Annotated in this window: 14 protein-coding genes and 1 pseudogene; 10 read left to right on the plus strand and 5 right to left on the minus strand. The window is 66.6% G+C overall.

Annotated features, from left to right (window positions below):
- Positions 1 to 275: 275 nt before the first annotated feature.
- On the plus strand, positions 276 to 1,205 hold the full coding sequence (locus tag PMI12_RS12660) for a DUF3363 domain-containing protein (protein ID WP_272943563.1): 930 nt from the start codon (positions 276 to 278) through the stop codon (positions 1,203 to 1,205).
- Positions 1,206 to 1,412: 207 nt separating this feature from the next.
- On the opposite strand, the gene PMI12_RS12665 is transcribed toward PMI12_RS12660, so the two are convergent.
- A complete protein-coding gene (locus PMI12_RS12665) occupies positions 1,413 to 2,018 on the minus strand; it encodes a TetR/AcrR family transcriptional regulator (protein ID WP_042673337.1) in 606 nt (201 codons plus the stop codon).
- Positions 2,019 to 2,159: 141 nt separating this feature from the next.
- On the opposite strand from PMI12_RS12665, the gene PMI12_RS12670 reads away from it, so the two are divergent.
- The 6 genes from PMI12_RS12670 to PMI12_RS12695 all read left to right on the plus strand — a co-directional run bounded on the left by PMI12_RS12670 (position 2,160) and on the right by PMI12_RS12695 (position 8,828).
- Positions 2,160 to 2,948, plus strand: coding sequence for an SDR family NAD(P)-dependent oxidoreductase (locus PMI12_RS12670; RefSeq protein ID WP_007832815.1), 789 nt, complete (start codon positions 2,160 to 2,162; stop codon positions 2,946 to 2,948).
- Positions 2,949 to 2,982: 34 nt separating this feature from the next.
- Positions 2,983 to 3,969 (plus strand): acrylyl-CoA reductase (NADPH), encoded by a 987-nt coding sequence (gene acuI / locus PMI12_RS12675; protein WP_007832817.1) that lies wholly within the window; start codon positions 2,983 to 2,985, stop codon positions 3,967 to 3,969.
- A 56-nt stretch (positions 3,970 to 4,025) separates the two neighbouring features.
- Positions 4,026 to 4,547, plus strand: coding sequence for an alpha/beta fold hydrolase (locus PMI12_RS28175; protein ID WP_007832819.1), 522 nt, complete (start codon positions 4,026 to 4,028; stop codon positions 4,545 to 4,547).
- Between the two features lie 58 nt (positions 4,548 to 4,605).
- Positions 4,606 to 5,607, plus strand: coding sequence for an NADP-dependent oxidoreductase (locus PMI12_RS12685; RefSeq protein ID WP_007832821.1), 1,002 nt, complete (start codon positions 4,606 to 4,608; stop codon positions 5,605 to 5,607).
- Positions 5,608 to 6,127: 520 nt separating this feature from the next.
- A complete protein-coding gene (locus tag PMI12_RS12690; protein WP_007832824.1) occupies positions 6,128 to 7,606 on the plus strand; it encodes a cytochrome P450 in 1,479 nt (492 codons plus the stop codon).
- Between the two features lie 193 nt (positions 7,607 to 7,799).
- The gene (locus PMI12_RS12695) at positions 7,800 to 8,828 is read left to right on the plus strand and encodes an alpha/beta fold hydrolase (RefSeq protein ID WP_042673303.1); all 1,029 of its coding nucleotides are present in this window, start codon (positions 7,800 to 7,802) and stop codon (positions 8,826 to 8,828) included.
- Between the two features lie 138 nt (positions 8,829 to 8,966).
- Here PMI12_RS12695 and PMI12_RS28180 read toward each other — a convergent pair.
- The 4 genes and pseudogenes from PMI12_RS28180 to PMI12_RS12715 all read right to left on the minus strand — a co-directional run.
- Positions 8,967 to 9,239: pseudogene (locus tag PMI12_RS28180) on the minus strand (FAD/NAD(P)-binding oxidoreductase); the annotation flags it as partial.
- Between the two features lie 71 nt (positions 9,240 to 9,310).
- Positions 9,311 to 10,636 carry an NAD(P)/FAD-dependent oxidoreductase gene (locus PMI12_RS12705; RefSeq protein WP_007832829.1) on the minus strand — a complete coding sequence of 442 codons (1,326 nt, stop codon included), beginning with the start codon at positions 10,634 to 10,636 and terminating at the stop codon, positions 9,311 to 9,313.
- 20 nt (positions 10,637 to 10,656) lie between these two features.
- Positions 10,657 to 12,087 carry an aldehyde dehydrogenase family protein gene (locus tag PMI12_RS12710; protein WP_193386551.1) on the minus strand — a complete coding sequence of 477 codons (1,431 nt, stop codon included), beginning with the start codon at positions 12,085 to 12,087 and terminating at the stop codon, positions 10,657 to 10,659.
- A 246-nt stretch (positions 12,088 to 12,333) separates the two neighbouring features.
- Positions 12,334 to 13,734, minus strand: a complete 1,401-nt coding sequence (locus PMI12_RS12715) for an aminotransferase-like domain-containing protein (RefSeq protein ID WP_007832833.1) — start codon at positions 13,732 to 13,734, stop codon at positions 12,334 to 12,336.
- Positions 13,735 to 14,085: 351 nt separating this feature from the next.
- Between PMI12_RS12715 and PMI12_RS12720 the strand changes: the two genes are divergently transcribed.
- From PMI12_RS12720 to PMI12_RS12730, 3 genes are read left to right on the plus strand one after another with little or no spacing between them, the layout of a single operon-like run.
- A complete protein-coding gene (locus tag PMI12_RS12720; protein ID WP_007832834.1) occupies positions 14,086 to 14,568 on the plus strand; it encodes an MSMEG_0572/Sll0783 family nitrogen starvation response protein in 483 nt (160 codons plus the stop codon).
- Between the two features lie 15 nt (positions 14,569 to 14,583).
- Positions 14,584 to 15,630 (plus strand): Nit6803 family nitrilase, encoded by a 1,047-nt coding sequence (locus tag PMI12_RS12725; RefSeq protein WP_007832835.1) that lies wholly within the window; start codon positions 14,584 to 14,586, stop codon positions 15,628 to 15,630.
- Positions 15,593 to 16,663 carry an MSMEG_0568 family radical SAM protein gene (locus PMI12_RS12730; protein ID WP_007832836.1) on the plus strand — a complete coding sequence of 357 codons (1,071 nt, stop codon included), beginning with the start codon at positions 15,593 to 15,595 and terminating at the stop codon, positions 16,661 to 16,663. The genes PMI12_RS12725 and PMI12_RS12730 overlap by 38 nt, the downstream gene beginning before the upstream one ends.
- The last annotated feature ends 2 nt before the right edge of the window (positions 16,664 to 16,665 follow it).

The following is a 16,665-nucleotide window of genomic DNA, read 5'->3' on the forward strand; positions in this document are numbered from 1 at the left end:
AACCTATTGGAGCTTCACACCTAGTGATCGCGCCGGACTACATCGCCCAGGGCATGCGCATGCGCGCCAGCGAGATCGCCACCGAGTGGTTGGGGCCACGAACCGAGATAGAGATGCGGCAGAGCCTGCAACGCGAGGTCACGCAGCAGCGGCTCACAGGCTTGGATCGGGCATTGTTGCGCCAAGCCGTGGCGGACACCATCGACCTGACCGGCCGCCCCGAAGAACGCCAGCGCCAGAATTTGCTGCGCGCGCGGCTGCAGCGGCTCGAAGCCATGGCGCTGGCCGAGCGGGTCGATGCCAACCGATGGAAGCTGGTGCCGGACATGGCGCGGACCTTGATCGCAATGGGCGAGCGTGAGGACATGCTGGCCTCCATGCGCCGGGCATTCAAGGGCCAGCAGCGCGACTACGTGTTGGATGGGGCTATGACCGCCCCTGTCATTGGCCGTATCGCGGGCAAGGGGCTACCCGACGAACTGCACGACCGGGGCTACCTGGTGGTCGACGGCATCGATGGCCGGGCGCACTACCTGAAACTACCGGCCGGTGCCGATTTGTCGGCGCTGCCGGTGGGCGGCATTGTGGAAGCAAAGCCGCCGGAGCGGGGGAGGGCCGTGGACCGCTCCATTGCGGCCATCGCCCAGGCTGGCATCTACAAGACCGCCGACCATCTGGCCCGACTAGAGCAGGCAGCAGACCGCGATCCGCAGGCCACGGTCGATGTTCATGTGCGCCGGCTCGAGGCACTGCGTCGCGTTGGTGTCGCGGCGCACGTGGCCGACGGCGTCTGGCAGGTGCCGCAGGACCTGGTACAGAAGGTCCAACGGCTTGAAGCACAGAGGGGGGCGGGTCCGACCATCGAATTGCGGTCGCACCTTCCCATCGACCAGCAGGTACGCGCCGTGGGCGCGACTTGGCTGGACAGGCAATTGATCGTGGAGGGCAGTGGGGTGGCAGCGCAGGGCTTTGGCGCGCAGGTACGCGAGGCGATGCGCGGCCGCGCAGACTTCCTCGTCGAGCAGGGACTGGCCGAACGCCGAGGCCGACGCATGGTGTTCTCGCGTAACCTGCTGTCCACCTTGCGCGACCGCGAACTGGCGACTGCGGGGAAGTCTCTGCAAGACCAGACCGGCAAGACCTACCGATCGATGCAGGAGGGTGCGCGCGCTAGCGGCGTCTACAAGGCATTCTTTGTTGGGTAACCCAGCTGACGAATGGTCGCTCTGAAGCGTTTACCGAGCTTGATGTAGAGCTCGACCGCTAGAACCCTGTCTTCGTAGGAATACACGAACTACCTCCTGGTAGTCCAAGTTTTCGTCCGCACCCCCAAAGGGTCACTTTTCGCAATGCCTTGACGCATCGTGCCCATGGTTGTCCAGCCTTCGACTCCTCATCTTCATGAGTCTGCACTAGCTGATCTGGGCAAGGGAGGCGCCAAGGGTCGGCGAGGAAAGCCTCGACAGGACTGCAGTGCGGCAGACATCCAGAATTTCATCGGCGAGTGGTGAGTCGTCAGGACACGCCCGTGACAGCACTATTGCGCCGATTACCTGTGCAATGACGTCGATCTGCATGGCACGCGCGTCGCCGCCCTGATTGCCTTCCTCTGTCGCGCCGCATTGGTTTGCCAGGTTCGCCAGCAAGCTTTCAACGCCGGCCGCAAAAGCCGTCTTGATCGACTCCGTCTGACGCGCGGCATCTCCGCATAGTGCGGCCATCGTGCAACCGTCACCAGGAGCATCGCGGTGCTCACGGGACAAGTAGTGCTTGACGAACTCCATCGCATCGACGCCTTCGGCCTTGGCCGCCGTCTGCGCAAAACCGCATGTTGCCGCCTCTGCCATCAGGTCGGCCTTGGACCCGAAGTGCTTATAGAAGCCACCATGGGTGAATCCTGCACCCGCCATCAAGTCCGCAATCCCTACCCCGTCATAGCCTCGCTCGCGAAACAGCGTGGAGGCCGTCTCGACGATGTGTGCCCGGTTCGCCTGCGCCTGCGCTTTGGTGACCTTCATGTCCAGGATCTCTCTAGATGTGCCATCAGTGAAGTTATGAATATACATTGATGTCGATCATCATCAAATCCCTTGACAATAAAGATGATGATCGACATCATTAAATCAACTCCAACGACCTTTTCGATCAAGAGAAAACACATGGCCTCCCGCTCCACTGTTCTCATCACGGGCGCCTCGACCGGCATTGGCGCCATCTATGCCGACCGCTTCGCACGCCGCGGCCACGACCTTGTGCTGGTGGCACGCGACAAGGCGCGGCTGGAAACGCTCGCTGCGCGGCTGCGCGAGGAAACCGGCGCTGCCGTCGATACCCTCCCGGCCGACCTGACCCAGCCCGGCGATCTGGCCGCAGTCGAGATGCGCCTGCGCGAGGACGCCAAGATCGAAATCCTGATCAACAACGCCGGGGCCGCGCTGTCCGGTCACTTCATCGACCAATCGACAGACGATGTCGCCCGCCTGGTCAGCCTCAACACCACCGCACTCGTCAGGCTGGCGAGCGCCATCGCCCCGCGCCTGGCGCAGGCTGGCAAAGGCGCGATCGTCAACATCGGCTCGGTGGTCGGCCTGGCGCCCGAGTTCGGCATGTCGGTCTACGGTGCGACCAAGGCCTTCGTGCTGTTCCTGTCCCAGGGGCTGAGCCTGGAGCTCGCGCCCAAGGGTGTCTATGTGCAGGCGGTGTTGCCAGCCGGAACCCGTACCGAGATCTGGGAGCGCGCGGGCATCGACAGCAGCGCGATGCCTGATCTGATGGGAGTGGAAGAGCTGGTAGATGCCGCACTGGTCGGATTCGACCGCCGCGAACTCGTGACCATCCCGCCGCTGCATGATGCCGCGCGCTGGGAAGTGCTGAACGCGGCACGGCAGACCCTGATCGCAGACATCCGGCAGGCGCATGTGGCAGAGCGCTATCGAGCCGCCGCCTGAAACCGCAAACAGCTCAGAACGGAACGGACAGCACATGACATTCAAGGCACTGCTCGCCAGCAAGACCGGCGACACCATATCAACCAGCCTGGTCGACTTCAAGGAAGAGGATCTGATGCCGGGCGACGTCACCGTCGCGGTCGAGTACTCGACGGTGAACTACAAGGACGCGATGGCGCTCAGTGGCCGGTCACCGGTCATTCGCCAGTTTCCGCTGATTCCGGGTATCGACTTTGCCGGTGTCGTCGAGTCGTCGAGCTATCCCGGCCTCGTCGCCGGCGACCGTGTGCTGGCGACCGGCTGGGGACTGAGTCAGATGCACCATGGTGGCTTCGCGCAGAAGGCGCGGGTGAGCGGTGATTGGCTGGTCAAGATTCCGGAGGTCTTTTCGACCCGGGATGCCATGGCCATCGGCACCGCCGGGTTCACCGCCATGCTGTCCGTGCTCGCACTGGAGCATGGGGGCCTGACGCCCGAGCGTGGAGACATCCTGGTGACCGGCGCCAATGGCGGCGCCGGTTCCGTGGCTATCACGCTGTTGTCGGGCTTGGGCTATCGCGTGATCGCGTCGACCGGCCGACTCGACGAAGCCGCCTACCTGCGTGCGCTGGGCGCGGCGGACGTCATCGACCGCCACACCCTGTCCGAAGCGGGCGCACCGATCGCCAAGGAGCGGTGGGCCGGGGCCATCGATTCGGTCGGCAGCCATACGCTGGCGAACGTCCTGGCGCAGACCCGGTATCGCGGCGTGGTCGCGGCCTTCGGCCTCGCACAGGGCGCGGATCTGCCGGCATCCGTGCTGCCGTTCATCCTGCGCAACGTCACCCTCGCCGGCATCGACTCGGTCAATGCGCCGCAGCCTGTGCGGCTGCAGGCGTGGTCGCGCCTGGCCAGCGACCTGGATCTGGGCAAGCTTGCACGGACCACCAAGGTGATTGGCCTGGCAGGGGTTCCTGAAATCGCCAGCCAAGTCCTCGCGGGGAAGGTTCAGGGGCGCACCATCGTCGATGTGAACGCCTGACCGCCAACGCGATGACGATGACGTTGACCCCGACCGACCGGCACCCAGGATCGCGCATGCCCTATATCGAGACCCCCACCCAATCGATCGATGTCGACGGGACTGCGTTCGCGTACCGCGATCTGGGGCCGCGCAGCGGCGTGCCGCTGGTCCTGCTCAACCACTGGGGCGCGGTCCTCGACAATTTCGACCCGCGTATCGTCGATGGGCTTTCCCGCCGGCATCGCATCATCGCCATCGACTACCGGGGTATCGGCGCTTCAGGCGGAACGGCACCCGTGACCATCGATGCGACGGCACGAGATGCGACCGCACTGATCCACGCGCTGGGTTTCGAGAAGATCGACCTGCTTGGCTTCTCCCTCGGAGGATTCGTGGCGCAGGACATCGTGCTGAAAGCACCCGGGCTGGTGCGCCGACTCATCCTGACCGGCACGGGGCCGGCAGGCGGCAAAGGCATCGACGATGTCGGAGCGCATTCCCGGCTCGCAACTGGTCAGCTACAAGGACGCCGGGCATGGGGGGATTTTCCAGTACCACGGCGAGTTCGTGCCCAAGGCGCTGGCCTTCCTCAATGACTGAACGTCGGCATCCTCGGCGACCAGCTTCAATCAAAAAACCTGAAAAAAACCCCCCATGAAAGCTTTCATCATCGGTCGTTACGGAAAGAAGGAAGTCGGCCGCATCGGCGAGATGCCCGACCCCGAGGTCCGGGACGATGACGTCCTGATCCGGATCCACGCGGCGAGCATCAATCCCCTGGATTCGAAAATCAGGAGCGGCGAATTCAAGCTGATTCTTCCCTACCGCCTCCCGCTGATCCTGGGCAACGACGTGGCCGGAACGGTCATGCGCGTCGGCCCCCGCGTTCGCAACTTCAAGCCCGGTGACGAGGTCTATGCACGCCCCGACGACGATCGCATCGGCACCTTCGCCGAGTTCATTGCCATCAAGGAATCTTCGGTGGCGTTGAAGCCCGCGAAACTCGGCATGGTCGAGGCCGCATCCCTTCCCCTGGTGGCCCTGACGGCCTGGCAGACGCTGGTCGAGACCGCCAAGCTGAAAAAGGGGCAGAAGGTGCTGATCCATGCCGGCTCCGGCGGCGTAGGCACCATCGCCATTCAGCTTGCCAAGCATCTCGGCGCGTTCGTGGCCACGACCACGAGTACGGCCAACATCGCCTGGATGAAATCCCTGGGCGCGGACGTCGTCATCGATTACAAGCAGCAGGACTTCGCCACGGTGCTTCGCGGCTACGACGTGGTGCTGAACAGCCTCGGCAGCGACGAGCTGAACAAATCCGTCCAGGTTCTCAAGCCGGGCGGGCATCTCATCTCCATCTCGGGGCCGCCCACCCCGGCGTTCGCCGTCGCGCGAGGACTGGCCTGGCCGCTCCAGCAGGTGCTGCGCCTGCTGAGTTTCGGCATCAGGAAGAAGGCAAAAAAGATCGGGAGCGAATACTCGTTCGTCTTCATGCGGGCCGATGGGGCGCAGTTGCGCGAGATCACTTCGCTCGTCGAATCGGGTGCCATCCACCCGGTCGTCGACAAGGTATTCCCGTTTCAGGACACCCACGAAGCTTTGGCTTACGTCGACAGTGGGCGCGCAAAGGGCAAGGTCGTGGTGCAAATGAGGTAGCCGCCGGGCATGCCTCGAATGCCTCGCATGCCTTGGAGTGCGTTCGATTCGATGTCGGTCTGGGTTCGCATGGGGGTCGCCTTTCGGTTGTTTCGCAGCGCATCCAATGCAGTTGCGGTACGTCCATAGGTTGCCAAGCACGTCTGCCAAGACCAACCTGCCGCGGGTCGCGAATCCTGGCGCGGGCACGGCGGCGCTTCTCTGCGTTTCGCGTCGCCTCGGGCTTCATCGCCGCAACCGTCCGGCCCGACAAATTTCCCCTCCGCTGCGCGGATTCCTCGCACGGCAAATTTCTCGGGCCTGCCGGTCCTCCACTGGCGTTGCGGCCTGCGGTGCGGCGCGCCCGGCACCTTGCCTGACCGGATCACGCCAAGGCCGCGATCTGGTCGCGCAGCAAGGGCGGTGACATGGATACCGTAGCTTCACGGTAGCCAATTCCAGGGCCTACGGCAATTGCACGACTGATGCGGGACGGCCGTCTGGCGCAGACTGCAGGCAATTGCCAGTCCAGGAGCTCGCCATGGATCGCTGCCCCGTTGCCCATGCTTCCGCTTCGCACGAAGCCCCCGCCTGTCCGACTGCATCCCTGCGCATCGAGGATCTACCCGGGCCGCGCGGTTGGCCCTGGATCGGCAATGCGCTCCAGCTGGAATCGAACGCCACACACCGGACCCTGGAAGCCTGGCAGGCCCGGTATGGCGACCGTTACCGCTTTCGCGTCGGCAGCCGCACCTTCGTCGTGATCAGCGATCCGGACGCCATCCGGACCGTGCTGCGCGATCGTCCGGAGGGGTTTCAGCGCTCCAAGCGCCTGGTCGACGTGTTCAGCGAGATGGGACCGCCCGGTCTGTTCGCGAGCAACGGCGACGCGTGGATCGCGCAGCGCTCGCTGGTGATGCGGGCCTTTGACCCCGCGCACCTGCGCGGCTACTTCCCGACGATGGTGCAGGTGACGGGCCGCCTGCTTGAGCGCTGGCGGCGGGCCGCAGCACGCCGCGAGGAGATCGACTTGCTGGCCGACCTCACGCGGTACACGGTGGACGTCGTCGCGGGCCTGGCCCTGGGCATTGACATCAATACCATCGAAGAAAGCGGACCGACGGTCCAGGCGCACCTGGACGCGGTGTTCCCGACCGTCCAGCGACGCCTCTTCGCGCTCTTCCCTTACTGGCGCTACCTGAAGCTTCCCGCCGACCGCGCCTTCGATCGCCATGCACGCGAACTCGATCGGATGGTGACGGGCCTGATCGCCAAGGCGCGTCAGCGCTTGGCCGACGAACCGGACCGGCGCGAGCATCCGACGAACCTTATCGAGTCCCTGGTCTGCGCGCGCGATCATGAGGGGAGCCGGTTCACTGATCGCGATGTCGCCGGCAACGTCCTCACCATTTTGCTGGCCGGTGAGGACACCACCGCCCATTCCCTCGCCTGGATGGTCCGGCTGCTCGCGCGCGAGCCCGGCGCCTGGCAGCGGGCGCATGAGGAGGTGAAGCAGGCGGTCGGTGATGCTTCGTTCCCGATCGCCTACGCACAGATCGAGCAGCTCGGATACTTGGATGCCTGCGCGCACGAGACCATGCGGCTCAAGCCGGTCGCGCCGGTGCAGGGGCACCAGGCCGTGCAACCCACGGTGGTGGACGGCATCGAGATTCCCGCGGGGACAGTCGTGATGTGCCTGGTCCGGCCGGCCGCGGTCGACGTGCACCGCTGGCCGGACGCGGCGCGCTTCGCTCCGGAGCGCTGGCTGCAGGAGGCAGCGCATGAAGCGAACGCTGTCCAGGGCGCGTCGATCCGGCGCATAAGCGTGCCGTTCGGCGGCGGTCCCCGCATCTGTCCGGGTCGCCAGCTCGCCCTGCTGGAGATTCGCATGGCCGCAGCCATGCTGCTGCGCAACTTCCGCGTCGAGGAGCTCGATGCACCACAGGAGCGCGACGGCGAGCACTTTGCGTTCACGATGCGCCCGCGCTCGCTGCGGGTGCGGCTCGCGCCGCTGGACTGACGGGGGCGCATTCCCGCGCGTCCGGCCGCGTTGGCGAGCGGAGTCCTGCCGGAGCCATTCTGGTCGGTAATATGTCGCTATTTGCGGCGTACGACCTGCCATGCATTGGGTTCCGGACATCAGCTTCTGCAGCAGTCGTGATGGCACCCGCTTGGCCAGGGCCACGTATGGCGCCGGACCACGCACGGTGGTCATGGCCACACTGCACGTTGGCGACCACCTCGATGCCCCGTCGATCGACTCGCGCCACTGGCTGGAACTGCTGGCGCCGCATGCAAGGCTCGTGCGCTATGAGCCGAGGGGCTGCGGCCTGTCCGCGGGCAGCTTCGTCGGGCCCCTGAGCCTGGAGACCTGCGTTGAGGACATGGCGGCCGTCGTGAATGCGACATCCGATGGGCCCGTGGCACTGGTGTCACTCACGCACGGGGCGCTGCCCGTCATCGCCTTTGCGGCGCTGCATCCGGAGCGTGTGGAGCGCATCGTGGTGCTGGACGGCTACGCGCGCGGACGGATGCGGCGCAACGCCGGGCCGGAGCTGGACCGTGAATCCCAGGCGATTGCCGAAACGATGCAGGTGGCCTACGGCACCGATCTCGCCTACAGCGTGCCATTCCGGCGGGCATTGCTCTCACGCCTCGTTCCGCAGGCCAATGACGAGCAGCTCATCGAACTCGATCGGGCGTCGATCTCGCGGATGACCTCGGCGATCGCGGCGCGGTACACCCGGTTCTCGTTCGAAGCCGATGTGTCGGACCTTGCGTGCCGCATCGCCTGCCCAGCGCTCGTCTTGCATGCGCGGCAGGACCCTGTGGTGCCCTTCGCCGAAGGCAGTCACCTGGCGGCGCTGATTCCTGGTGCGCGATTCATGCCGCTGGAGGGCTGCCTGCATCTGCCGCTCGCGGGCGATCCCGAGTGGCCGCGCATCTCGAGCGTGATCCATTCGTTTCTGGGGTTTGCCTCTGCTGCGGTGGGAATCGGGGCAACGGTCGACGGCGCGGGCGCACCAGCGCCACGGCTGACGCCGCGGCAGCGGGAAGTGCTGCGCCTGGTGGGGCAGGGCCACACTGACAAGGAGATCGCGCGGGTGATGGGACTGAGCCACCGCACCGTCGAGATGCATGTCCGGCACTCGCTGGCGGCGCTCGATTGCCGGTCTCGGGCCGAGGGCGTGCGTGTCGCACTTCAGCGTGGCCTGCTCGGGGATGCGTCTGCGGCTTCGTGACGCCGCTGGCGGCTCGGCTGAGAGCCTATGGCCTGCTTACGTTTCGTCGCCGAGCCGATTTCACAAGGGTCGCGTGACGAATACCGGCAGCCCCAGTTGGCCGGCGAGCGGCTCGACCAGGTCTGCGTCTGGCCGGAATCAACGTGCGGCAGGCTCTTCGAGCGTGATCGGCTTGATGGGAGAGCAGATCCGGTAGTGACCGACCTCGGCCGGAGAGACGCCGCGCTCATGTGCGATGACCTCGGTGGCGGTGAGGCCGCAAAGGCGGCCCTGGCAGGGGCCTATGCCGCAGCGCGTGAAGGCTTTGCCCTGGCTCGGCCCCAGGCAGCCCAGGGCAAACGATCGGCGCAGTTCGCCGGCCGTGACTTCCTGGCAGCGGCAGGCAATCACGTCGTCGGCCGGCACGCGATGCTGGAGCCTTTGATCTCCGTTGTCGCGATGCCGTAGATGCAGGGCAGGGTTCGGCGCGTCGCAGGCGCGGCCTAGAAATCAGCGACCTTACCCCATGCTGAGTCGCTGAACCGCTCGGGCCGGTACGGTATGGGATCGACGATCGGTTTGGCACCGGTGGCAAGGTCCGCGACAAGGTGGCCGGCCCCGGGGCCGATGCCAAAGCCGTGTCCGGAAAAGCCCGCAGCCAGGATGAAGCCCGGCAGGCCCGGCACTTCGCCGATGCCGGGCACACCGTCCGGCGTGCTGTCGACGAAGCCGGCCCAGGCGTGCGTGATCCTTGCTTCGCGCAGTTCGGGCAGGAGCTCGACGGCGCGTCGGTGGGTCTCCCTGATCGTGGACAAACATGGCTTCGGATCGAGGATGCGCACCCGCTCCATCGGCGTCGGCGCATCGAGTCGCCACCGCCCCAGCGTTTCGTGGCCACCGCGAATGCCTTCCAGGCCCCCCGGAAGAAGGTTGCGCCAGCGCTTGGCGAACATGGGCACGAATTGCGGGGCGAAGCGCATGAACTGGGGTGTCACGTCCACGCGTGCGCGGCCGCTGATGGCCAGTGCGTAGCGTCCGTCGTTGCGGCGCGTCACGGAGACGCCTGAGGTAAACAGGGCATCCGGAAGGCGGTGCTCCACGGGAGACACGCTGAGGATGGATTGCCGGATCGAGGCCTGCGGAAAACGGATGCCGAGCTGGCGGCAGAACGAGGAGGCCCACGCGCCCCCGGCCAGCACGGCCGTCCTGGTCCTGATGACCCCGGCTTCGGTGATGACGCCGCTGACCCGCCCGCCTTCCGTCTCGATGCCGCGGGCCGCGCAGTTCTGGTTGACGCTGCCGCCAAGCTTGATGAGCGCAGCGGCCACGGCGGGCGCAGCCTTGCCAGGATCAGCGGTGCCGTCGCTGGGCGAGAAGACGCCGCCTTTCCAGGCGCGGCCGGTCGCTCGGCCGCGCTCGGCGGCCTCGCGGCTGCCGAGCACGTGGGTCGCCACGTCGGCGGTCTTCGCAAAATCGCGCCAGTTGGACCAGCGGGACAGCTCGGCCTCGTCGTTGCTGAGATACAGGAGCCCGCAGCGATGGAAGCCCGTGTCTTCCCCGCTTTCAGCGGCAAACCGTTCCCAGAGATCAAGGCTCTTGCTCGCCATCGGCAGTTCGCGAGCGTCCCGGTTCTGCTGCCGGCACCAGCCCCAGTTGCGGCTCGATTGCTCGGCGCCGATCCTTCCCTTTTCGACCAGGGCGACCGATACACCGCGCTTGGCCAGGTAGTAGGCGGTAAAGACGCCGATGATGCCGCCGCCGATCACGACGACGTCAGCGGAGGCCGGCGGCTTGGAGGAAGTGTTGAGATGGTGCAGCGGAGGGGACATGATGAATCTCGCTCGTCGATTCAAGCCCGGACGCTTTCGCTGCTTTCCTGGAAGCCAAGAATGGCTTTGGTTTCCAGGTATTCCTCGAGACCTTCGATGCCGTATTCGCGGCCGTTCCCCGAGCGCTTGTATCCGCCGAAGGGTGCATGGGGGCTCCAGGCCGGATAGTTGATGTGCACCTGCCCGGAGCGGATGCGCGCCGCGACGGCGCGTGCCGCTGCAAGGTCCTGCCCCTGAACGTGAGCGCCCAGGCCGTAGACGGTGCCGTTGGCAATCTCCACGGCCTCGTCGACGCTGTCGTACGGAATGATCGCGAGTACCGGCCCGAAGATCTCCTCTTGCGCGATCTGCATCCGCGGATGCACCGCGGAGAAGATGGTCGGGCGGCAGTAGAAACCGCGGCTCAAGGCCTCGGGCCGGCCGAGGCCGCCGCAAACGAGCCGCGCGCCTTCGGCGATTCCGATGCCGATCATTTCCTGCACCCGATTGAACTGGGCGCGATTCGCCACAGGGCCGTGCGTGGTCTGCTCGGCGCGCGGATCGCCCACGACGAAGCTGGACGCCGCTTCGTGCGCGATGCGTTCGACCTCCTGGAGGTGCTCACGCGGCACGATCATGCGCGTCGGCGCGCTGCACGACTGGCCGACGTTGCGCAAGGCGGCCGCCACACCTGCTGGCACGGCTCGCACCAGGTCCGCGTCCGGCAGGATCACGTTGGGCGATTTCCCGCCGAGTTCCTGAGCCACGCGCTTCACCGTCGGGGCGGCCGCCTGGGCCACCAGGACGCCGGCCCTGGTCGAGCCGGTGATCGAGATCATGTCCACGTCCGGATGCGCCGACAGCGCGGCGCCGACCTCCGGCCCAGTGCCGCTCACCAGGTTGAAAACGCCCGGCGGGATGCCGGCGTCTTGCATCACCTGCGCAAAGAGCAGGGCGCTCAGCGGCGACAGTTCGCTGGGCTTCAGGACCAGCGTGCATCCCGCCGCCAAGGCCGGCCCGACCTTGGCGGTGATCTGGTAGAGCGGCCAGTTCCAGGGAGTGATCAGGCCGCACACGCCGATGGCCTCGCGCATGATGGCCACGTCCCCCCGATGGGTGAGAAACGGATAGCTGGCCAGATTGTCCCGGGCCACGCGGATGTGCTGCGCCGCGACCGGCACCTGTGTGCTGCGCGCAAAGCCGATGGCAGCGCCCATCTCCTGCGAGATCACCTGGGCGAACGACTCTGCTCGTTCGAGGATCAGGGCGTGGACACGGTCGAGAAGCAAGACCCTGCTCCGGACGGAGCTCACGGACCAGGCGGCGAAGGCACGCCGCGCCGCAGCCACCGCCGCATCGACGTCCTGCGCAGTTCCCAGCGCGATCTCCGCAACGGGTTCCTCGGTCGACGGGTCGATGACGGAGGCGCGAGCCTGCCCCTGGGGCAGCACCCACTCGCCGTCGATGAACATGCGGTCCAGACGGCCAGTGCTCCGGAGGCGTTCGACGATGGAGGAGTTCACGGAGTTGGTCCTTTGGAAAAGGGGCTGAGGTCGGACTTGTGGATGTCCAAAAGTCTAGGCCGCGTGCCCCTCGCGCCGGTGCTGCAATGGGGGTCTTGCACGAAGCAGACTGCGGTTGTGCGAGTCGCTACAGCAGATCGTGCCATCACGCCATCCGTTCTGCCGACGCCTCGACCTCGCTCTCCGTGTGATCGGCTAACCGCGCTTCTGCAATGTCGAGTGCGGATGCAGCGGATGCGCCAGCGTGTCGGCGATGAGCCTCAGCGCCTGATCGCACTGCTCCCGCGACATCGGCCCGCCCAGGCAAATGCGCACCGCATCTGGCGGATCGCCATCCGTCGAAAATGCTGCGCTCGCCACCACGCCCACGTTCTGGGTGCGCAGGTAGGACGCGAACTCCACCGGGCTCCAGCCCGGTGTGAGCGGCAGCCATGCATGAAAGCCCTCAGGGTGTGCCTGCAACCCGCTGTCGCCCAGATGGCGCGTCGCGAGCAGTTGCCGCGCCCCCGATTCGGCGCGCACCGCCTGCAGCATCGCCTCGGTCGTTCCGTCTTCCACCCACAGCGTGGTCAGCGCATTGGTGATCGGCGAGGCCATCACGGTGGTGGCGCGCATCGCGCCCGCGAGGCGCTGCGACTGCACCACCGTCGGTGAACACACATACGCGCTGCGCAGCCCCGCGCCGAAACATTTGGAGAACCCGCTCACGTAGTAAGTGAGCGCGGGGGCAAGCGTGGCGATGGTACCCGGCGTCTGGCGCGGCAGCATGCCGTAGGCGTCGTCCTCGATGATCGGAATGGCATAGCGCGGCGCCACGTCGGCCAACGCTTCCCGCCGTGCGCGCGACACGGTGCCGGCGGTCGGATTCAGCAGCGTCGGGTTGCAATACAGCGCCTTGGGCTTGAGCGTCTTGCAGGCATGCTCGAAGGCATCGGCGATGGGGCCGTCGTCGTCCAGCTGCAGCGCATGCAGCTGCACGCCCAGTTGCGCCGCGATGGCCTTCACGCCCGGGTAGGTGAGCGACTCCACGCAGATCAGCTCGCCCGGCCGCGCGAGCTGCGAGAACAGCGCCGTGAGCACGCCGTGGATGCCGGGGCACACCAGGATGCGGTCCACGCTCGCATGCGGCACGAAGGGTCGCAGCCATTGCAAGGCCACTTCGCGGTCGTGCGCGGTGCCGCCGAAGTCCTGGTAGCGCAGCAGGTCGTGGAAGTCGATCTCGGCGAAGGCACGGCTCGCGCTCTCGTGCAGCCGCGCCATCAGGTGCGCGTCGTCGGGCTCTGGCGGCATGTTCATCGTCATCTCGGCGCCGCTGCCGCCACGCAGCCGCAGGCTGGGGCTGCCGGAGCGGATGAAGGTGCCGGTGCCGGCGCGCGAGTCGATCAGGCCGCGCTTGCGCGCCTCGGCATAGCCGCGCGCCACCGTCGTGTAGTTGAGATCCAGGTCGGCCGCGAGCTCGCGCAACGTAGGCAGGCGGTCGCGCACGCCAAGGCGGCCTGTCTTGATGTCGTCGGCGATCAGATCGGCCAGCAGCAGGTAGGCCGGCCGGTCGCTGTTGCGCAGCTGCTTGCGCCAGTGGGTGGTGATCGTGGGCATGGGGCGGATCGTCGAAGTTGATTGCATCCATTGATTGCATCGGGCCACCGATCAAGCACGCAGGAATCGCGCCCGCCCCGGAGGCGCCGAATGCTTCGATCGGGTGCGATCAACCTCATTGATCGGGTGCATTGATCGCATGGCGGATGCGTCGTCGCGGTGCGGAAACAGGCCGGCAGCCTCTGTGCGTGCCCGTCTTTGCGACCTTCCGAAATTTTTTATCCGCACGCAAGGCGCACCGCTGCGCATTGATCGCGAGTTGATCGCACGCACCCGGCCGCACGCTGGCACATCGCCTGCAAAGAGAAAGGCACGCAAGACCTGCGTTCAACCCCTCAACCGGAGTACCCCATGCCCAAAGTCACCCGCCCCCGCAACGAGAAAGGCGAGTACCTCGTCGACTACGAAGAGAAGGTGTTCGAAGACGTCAAGGCCGACCCCGGCGAGAAGGCGCTCGTCACCTTCCACACGGTCGCCTTCGAAGGTTCCATCGGCTTCGTGAACCTGCTGCAGGCCACGCGCCTGCGCCGCAAGGGCTACGAAACCTCGGTGCTGCTGTACGGCCCCGGCGTGACGCTGGGCGTGCAGCGCGGCTTTCCCACGCTGGGCGACGAGGCCTTCCCGGGCCACCAGAACTTCAACAAGCAGATCAGCAAGTTCATGGAAGAAGGCGGCAAGGTCTACGCCTGCCGCTTCGCGCTGCAGGCGCTGTACGGCCACGGCGAAGGGGCGCTGATCGAAGGCATCACGCCGATCAACCCGCTGGACGTGCTGGACCTGGTGCTGCTGCACAAGAAGGCCGGCGCGGTCATCCTCGACACCTGGACGCTGTAGGGCAGGGCACCGGCGATGGCTTCCACATCCCGCATCGTGCGTGCCGCGGCGATCCAGATCGCGCCCGACCTCGACCGGCCCGACGGCACGCTCGACCGGGTGTGCAGCGCCATCGACGAGGCCGCATCCAAGGGCGCGCAGCTCGCGGTCTTTCCAGAGACCTTCGTGCCCTACTACCCCTACTTCAGCTTCGTGCTGCCGCCGGTGCTGCAGGGTGCGCCGCACCTGCGGCTGGCTGAACGCGCGGTGGTCGTGCCGGGCCCGGTCACGCAGGCCGTGGCCGAGCGCGCGCGCCATCACGGCATGGTCGTGGTGCTCGGCGTGAACGAGCGCGACCACGGCAGCCTCTACAACACGCAGCTGGTGTTCGATGCCGACGGCACGCTCGCGCTCAAGCGCCGCAAGATCACGCCCACGTACCACGAGCGCATGGTCTGGGGCATGGGAGACGGCGCGGGGCTGAAGGTGGTCGACACCGCAGTGGGTCGCGTCGGCGCGCTGGCCTGCTGGGAGCACTACAACCCGCTCGCGCGCTACGCGCTGATGGCGCAGCACGAGGAGATTCACTGCGCGCAGTTCCCCGGCTCGCTGGTCGGCCCGATCTTCGCGGAGCAGATGGAAGTGACCATCCGCCACCACGCGCTGGAGTCGGGCTGCTTCGTGGTCAACGCCACCGGCTGGCTCAGCGACGAGCAGATCCGCTCGGTCACGCCCGACGCCAACCTGCAGAAGGCGTTGCGCGGCGGCTGCCACACCGCCATCGTCTCGCCCGAGGGCAAGCACCTCGCGCCGCCGCTCACCGAGGGAGAGGGCATGGTGGTGGCCGACCTCGACATGGCGCTCATCGCCAAGCGCAAGCGAATGATGGATTCGGTCGGCCACTATGCGCGGCCCGAACTGCTGTCGCTCGCCATCAACGACCGGCCGGCGCAAACCACCGTGCCGATGCATCTCACGCAACCCTTTGTTCAACGGAGCTCCGACCATGACCACCACGACGACACAGCAAGACAGCCGGCAACTGATGACCGAGCTCCAGTCCTTCGGGTTGCGGCTGGTTGATCCTTCGGCGGGCGTTGCGAGCCGCCGCGGCGGCGCGGGCCCCTCGGACCACAAGGCCGTGACGGTGGACGGCCACACGATCATGGTGCCGGTCCATACCTCCACGGCCTGGCACTCGCCCTTCACCGCCGAGGCGCCCGACGCGCAGGGCATGAGCCGCGTGATGCGCGGCAGCATTCCCATTGCCAGCATCAGCTTTCCGAAGCAGCCGCGCTTCTACGCGATGCAGACCTTCGACGGCGTGCCCTATTCGCACATCGCCACGCTGCACGGCAGCGACGTGCTCGCCACCACGGTGTTGCAGACCTGCATCCGCTACGAGAGCCGGAAAAAGAGCTGCAAGTTCTGCGCGATCGGCCAGTCGCTCGCGGCCGGCCGCACGGTAGCGCGCAAGACGCCCGAGCAACTCGCCGAGGTGGCGCGCGCCGCCGTGCTGCTCGACGGCGTGAAGCACATGGTGATGACCACCGGCACGCCCAACGCCACCGACCGCGGCGCCGCCATCCTCTGCGAGAGCGCCTTCGCCATCAGGGCCGCGGTGGATATTCCCATCCAGGGCCAGTGCGAGCCGCCCGACGACGACCAGTGGTTCCACCGCATGAAGGCGGCCGGCATCGACACGCTGGGCATGCACCTGGAAGTGGTGACGCCCGAGGTTCGCGAACGCCTCATGCCGGGCAAGGCGAGCGTGCCCGTCTCGCGCTACATGAGCGCCTTCGAGGCGGCCGTGGGCGTGTTCGGACGCGGGCAGGTCAGCACCTACATCCTGGCGGGGTTGGGCGATACGCGCGAAGCCATCCTCGACACCTGCGACCAGTTGCTCGCGCGCGGCGTGTACCCCTTCGTCGTGCCCTTCGTGCCGATCAGCGGCACGCCGCTCGAAGACCATCCGGCGCCCACGCCCGAGTTCATGAAGTCGCTGCTCGCGCCGCTGGGCGAGCGCGTGGTGGCGGCGGGCCTGCGCTCGGCCGACATCAAGGCCGGCTGCGGCAAGTGCGGCGCGTGCTCGTCGCTGTCCGTCTACGAAAGCTGACC

The sequence above is a fragment of the Variovorax sp. CF313 genome (genome assembly GCF_000282635.1).
Lineage (GTDB): Bacteria > Pseudomonadota > Gammaproteobacteria > Burkholderiales > Burkholderiaceae_C > Variovorax.

Excerpts from the sequence above, each read along its gene's own strand:
- PMI12_RS12660 (WP_272943563.1), top strand. The coding sequence starts at position 276 with ATGGCGCTGGCCGAGCGGGTCGATGCCAACCGATGGAAGCTGGTGCCG.
- PMI12_RS12665 (WP_042673337.1), bottom strand. The coding sequence starts at position 2,018 with ATGAAGGTCACCAAAGCGCAGGCGCAGGCGAACCGGGCACACATCGTC.
- PMI12_RS12670 (WP_007832815.1), top strand. The coding sequence starts at position 2,160 with ATGGCCTCCCGCTCCACTGTTCTCATCACGGGCGCCTCGACCGGCATT.
- acuI (WP_007832817.1), top strand. The coding sequence starts at position 2,983 with ATGACATTCAAGGCACTGCTCGCCAGCAAGACCGGCGACACCATATCA.
- PMI12_RS28175 (WP_007832819.1), top strand. The coding sequence starts at position 4,026 with ATGCCCTATATCGAGACCCCCACCCAATCGATCGATGTCGACGGGACT.
- PMI12_RS12685 (WP_007832821.1), top strand. The coding sequence starts at position 4,606 with ATGAAAGCTTTCATCATCGGTCGTTACGGAAAGAAGGAAGTCGGCCGC.
- PMI12_RS12690 (WP_007832824.1), top strand. The coding sequence starts at position 6,128 with ATGGATCGCTGCCCCGTTGCCCATGCTTCCGCTTCGCACGAAGCCCCC.
- PMI12_RS12695 (WP_042673303.1), top strand. The coding sequence starts at position 7,800 with ATGGCCACACTGCACGTTGGCGACCACCTCGATGCCCCGTCGATCGAC.
- PMI12_RS12705 (WP_007832829.1), bottom strand. The coding sequence starts at position 10,636 with ATGTCCCCTCCGCTGCACCATCTCAACACTTCCTCCAAGCCGCCGGCC.
- PMI12_RS12710 (WP_193386551.1), bottom strand. The coding sequence starts at position 12,087 with ATGTTCATCGACGGCGAGTGGGTGCTGCCCCAGGGGCAGGCTCGCGCC.
- PMI12_RS12715 (WP_007832833.1), bottom strand. The coding sequence starts at position 13,734 with ATGCCCACGATCACCACCCACTGGCGCAAGCAGCTGCGCAACAGCGAC.
- PMI12_RS12720 (WP_007832834.1), top strand. The coding sequence starts at position 14,086 with ATGCCCAAAGTCACCCGCCCCCGCAACGAGAAAGGCGAGTACCTCGTC.
- PMI12_RS12725 (WP_007832835.1), top strand. The coding sequence starts at position 14,584 with ATGGCTTCCACATCCCGCATCGTGCGTGCCGCGGCGATCCAGATCGCG.
- PMI12_RS12730 (WP_007832836.1), top strand. The coding sequence starts at position 15,593 with ATGACCGAGCTCCAGTCCTTCGGGTTGCGGCTGGTTGATCCTTCGGCG.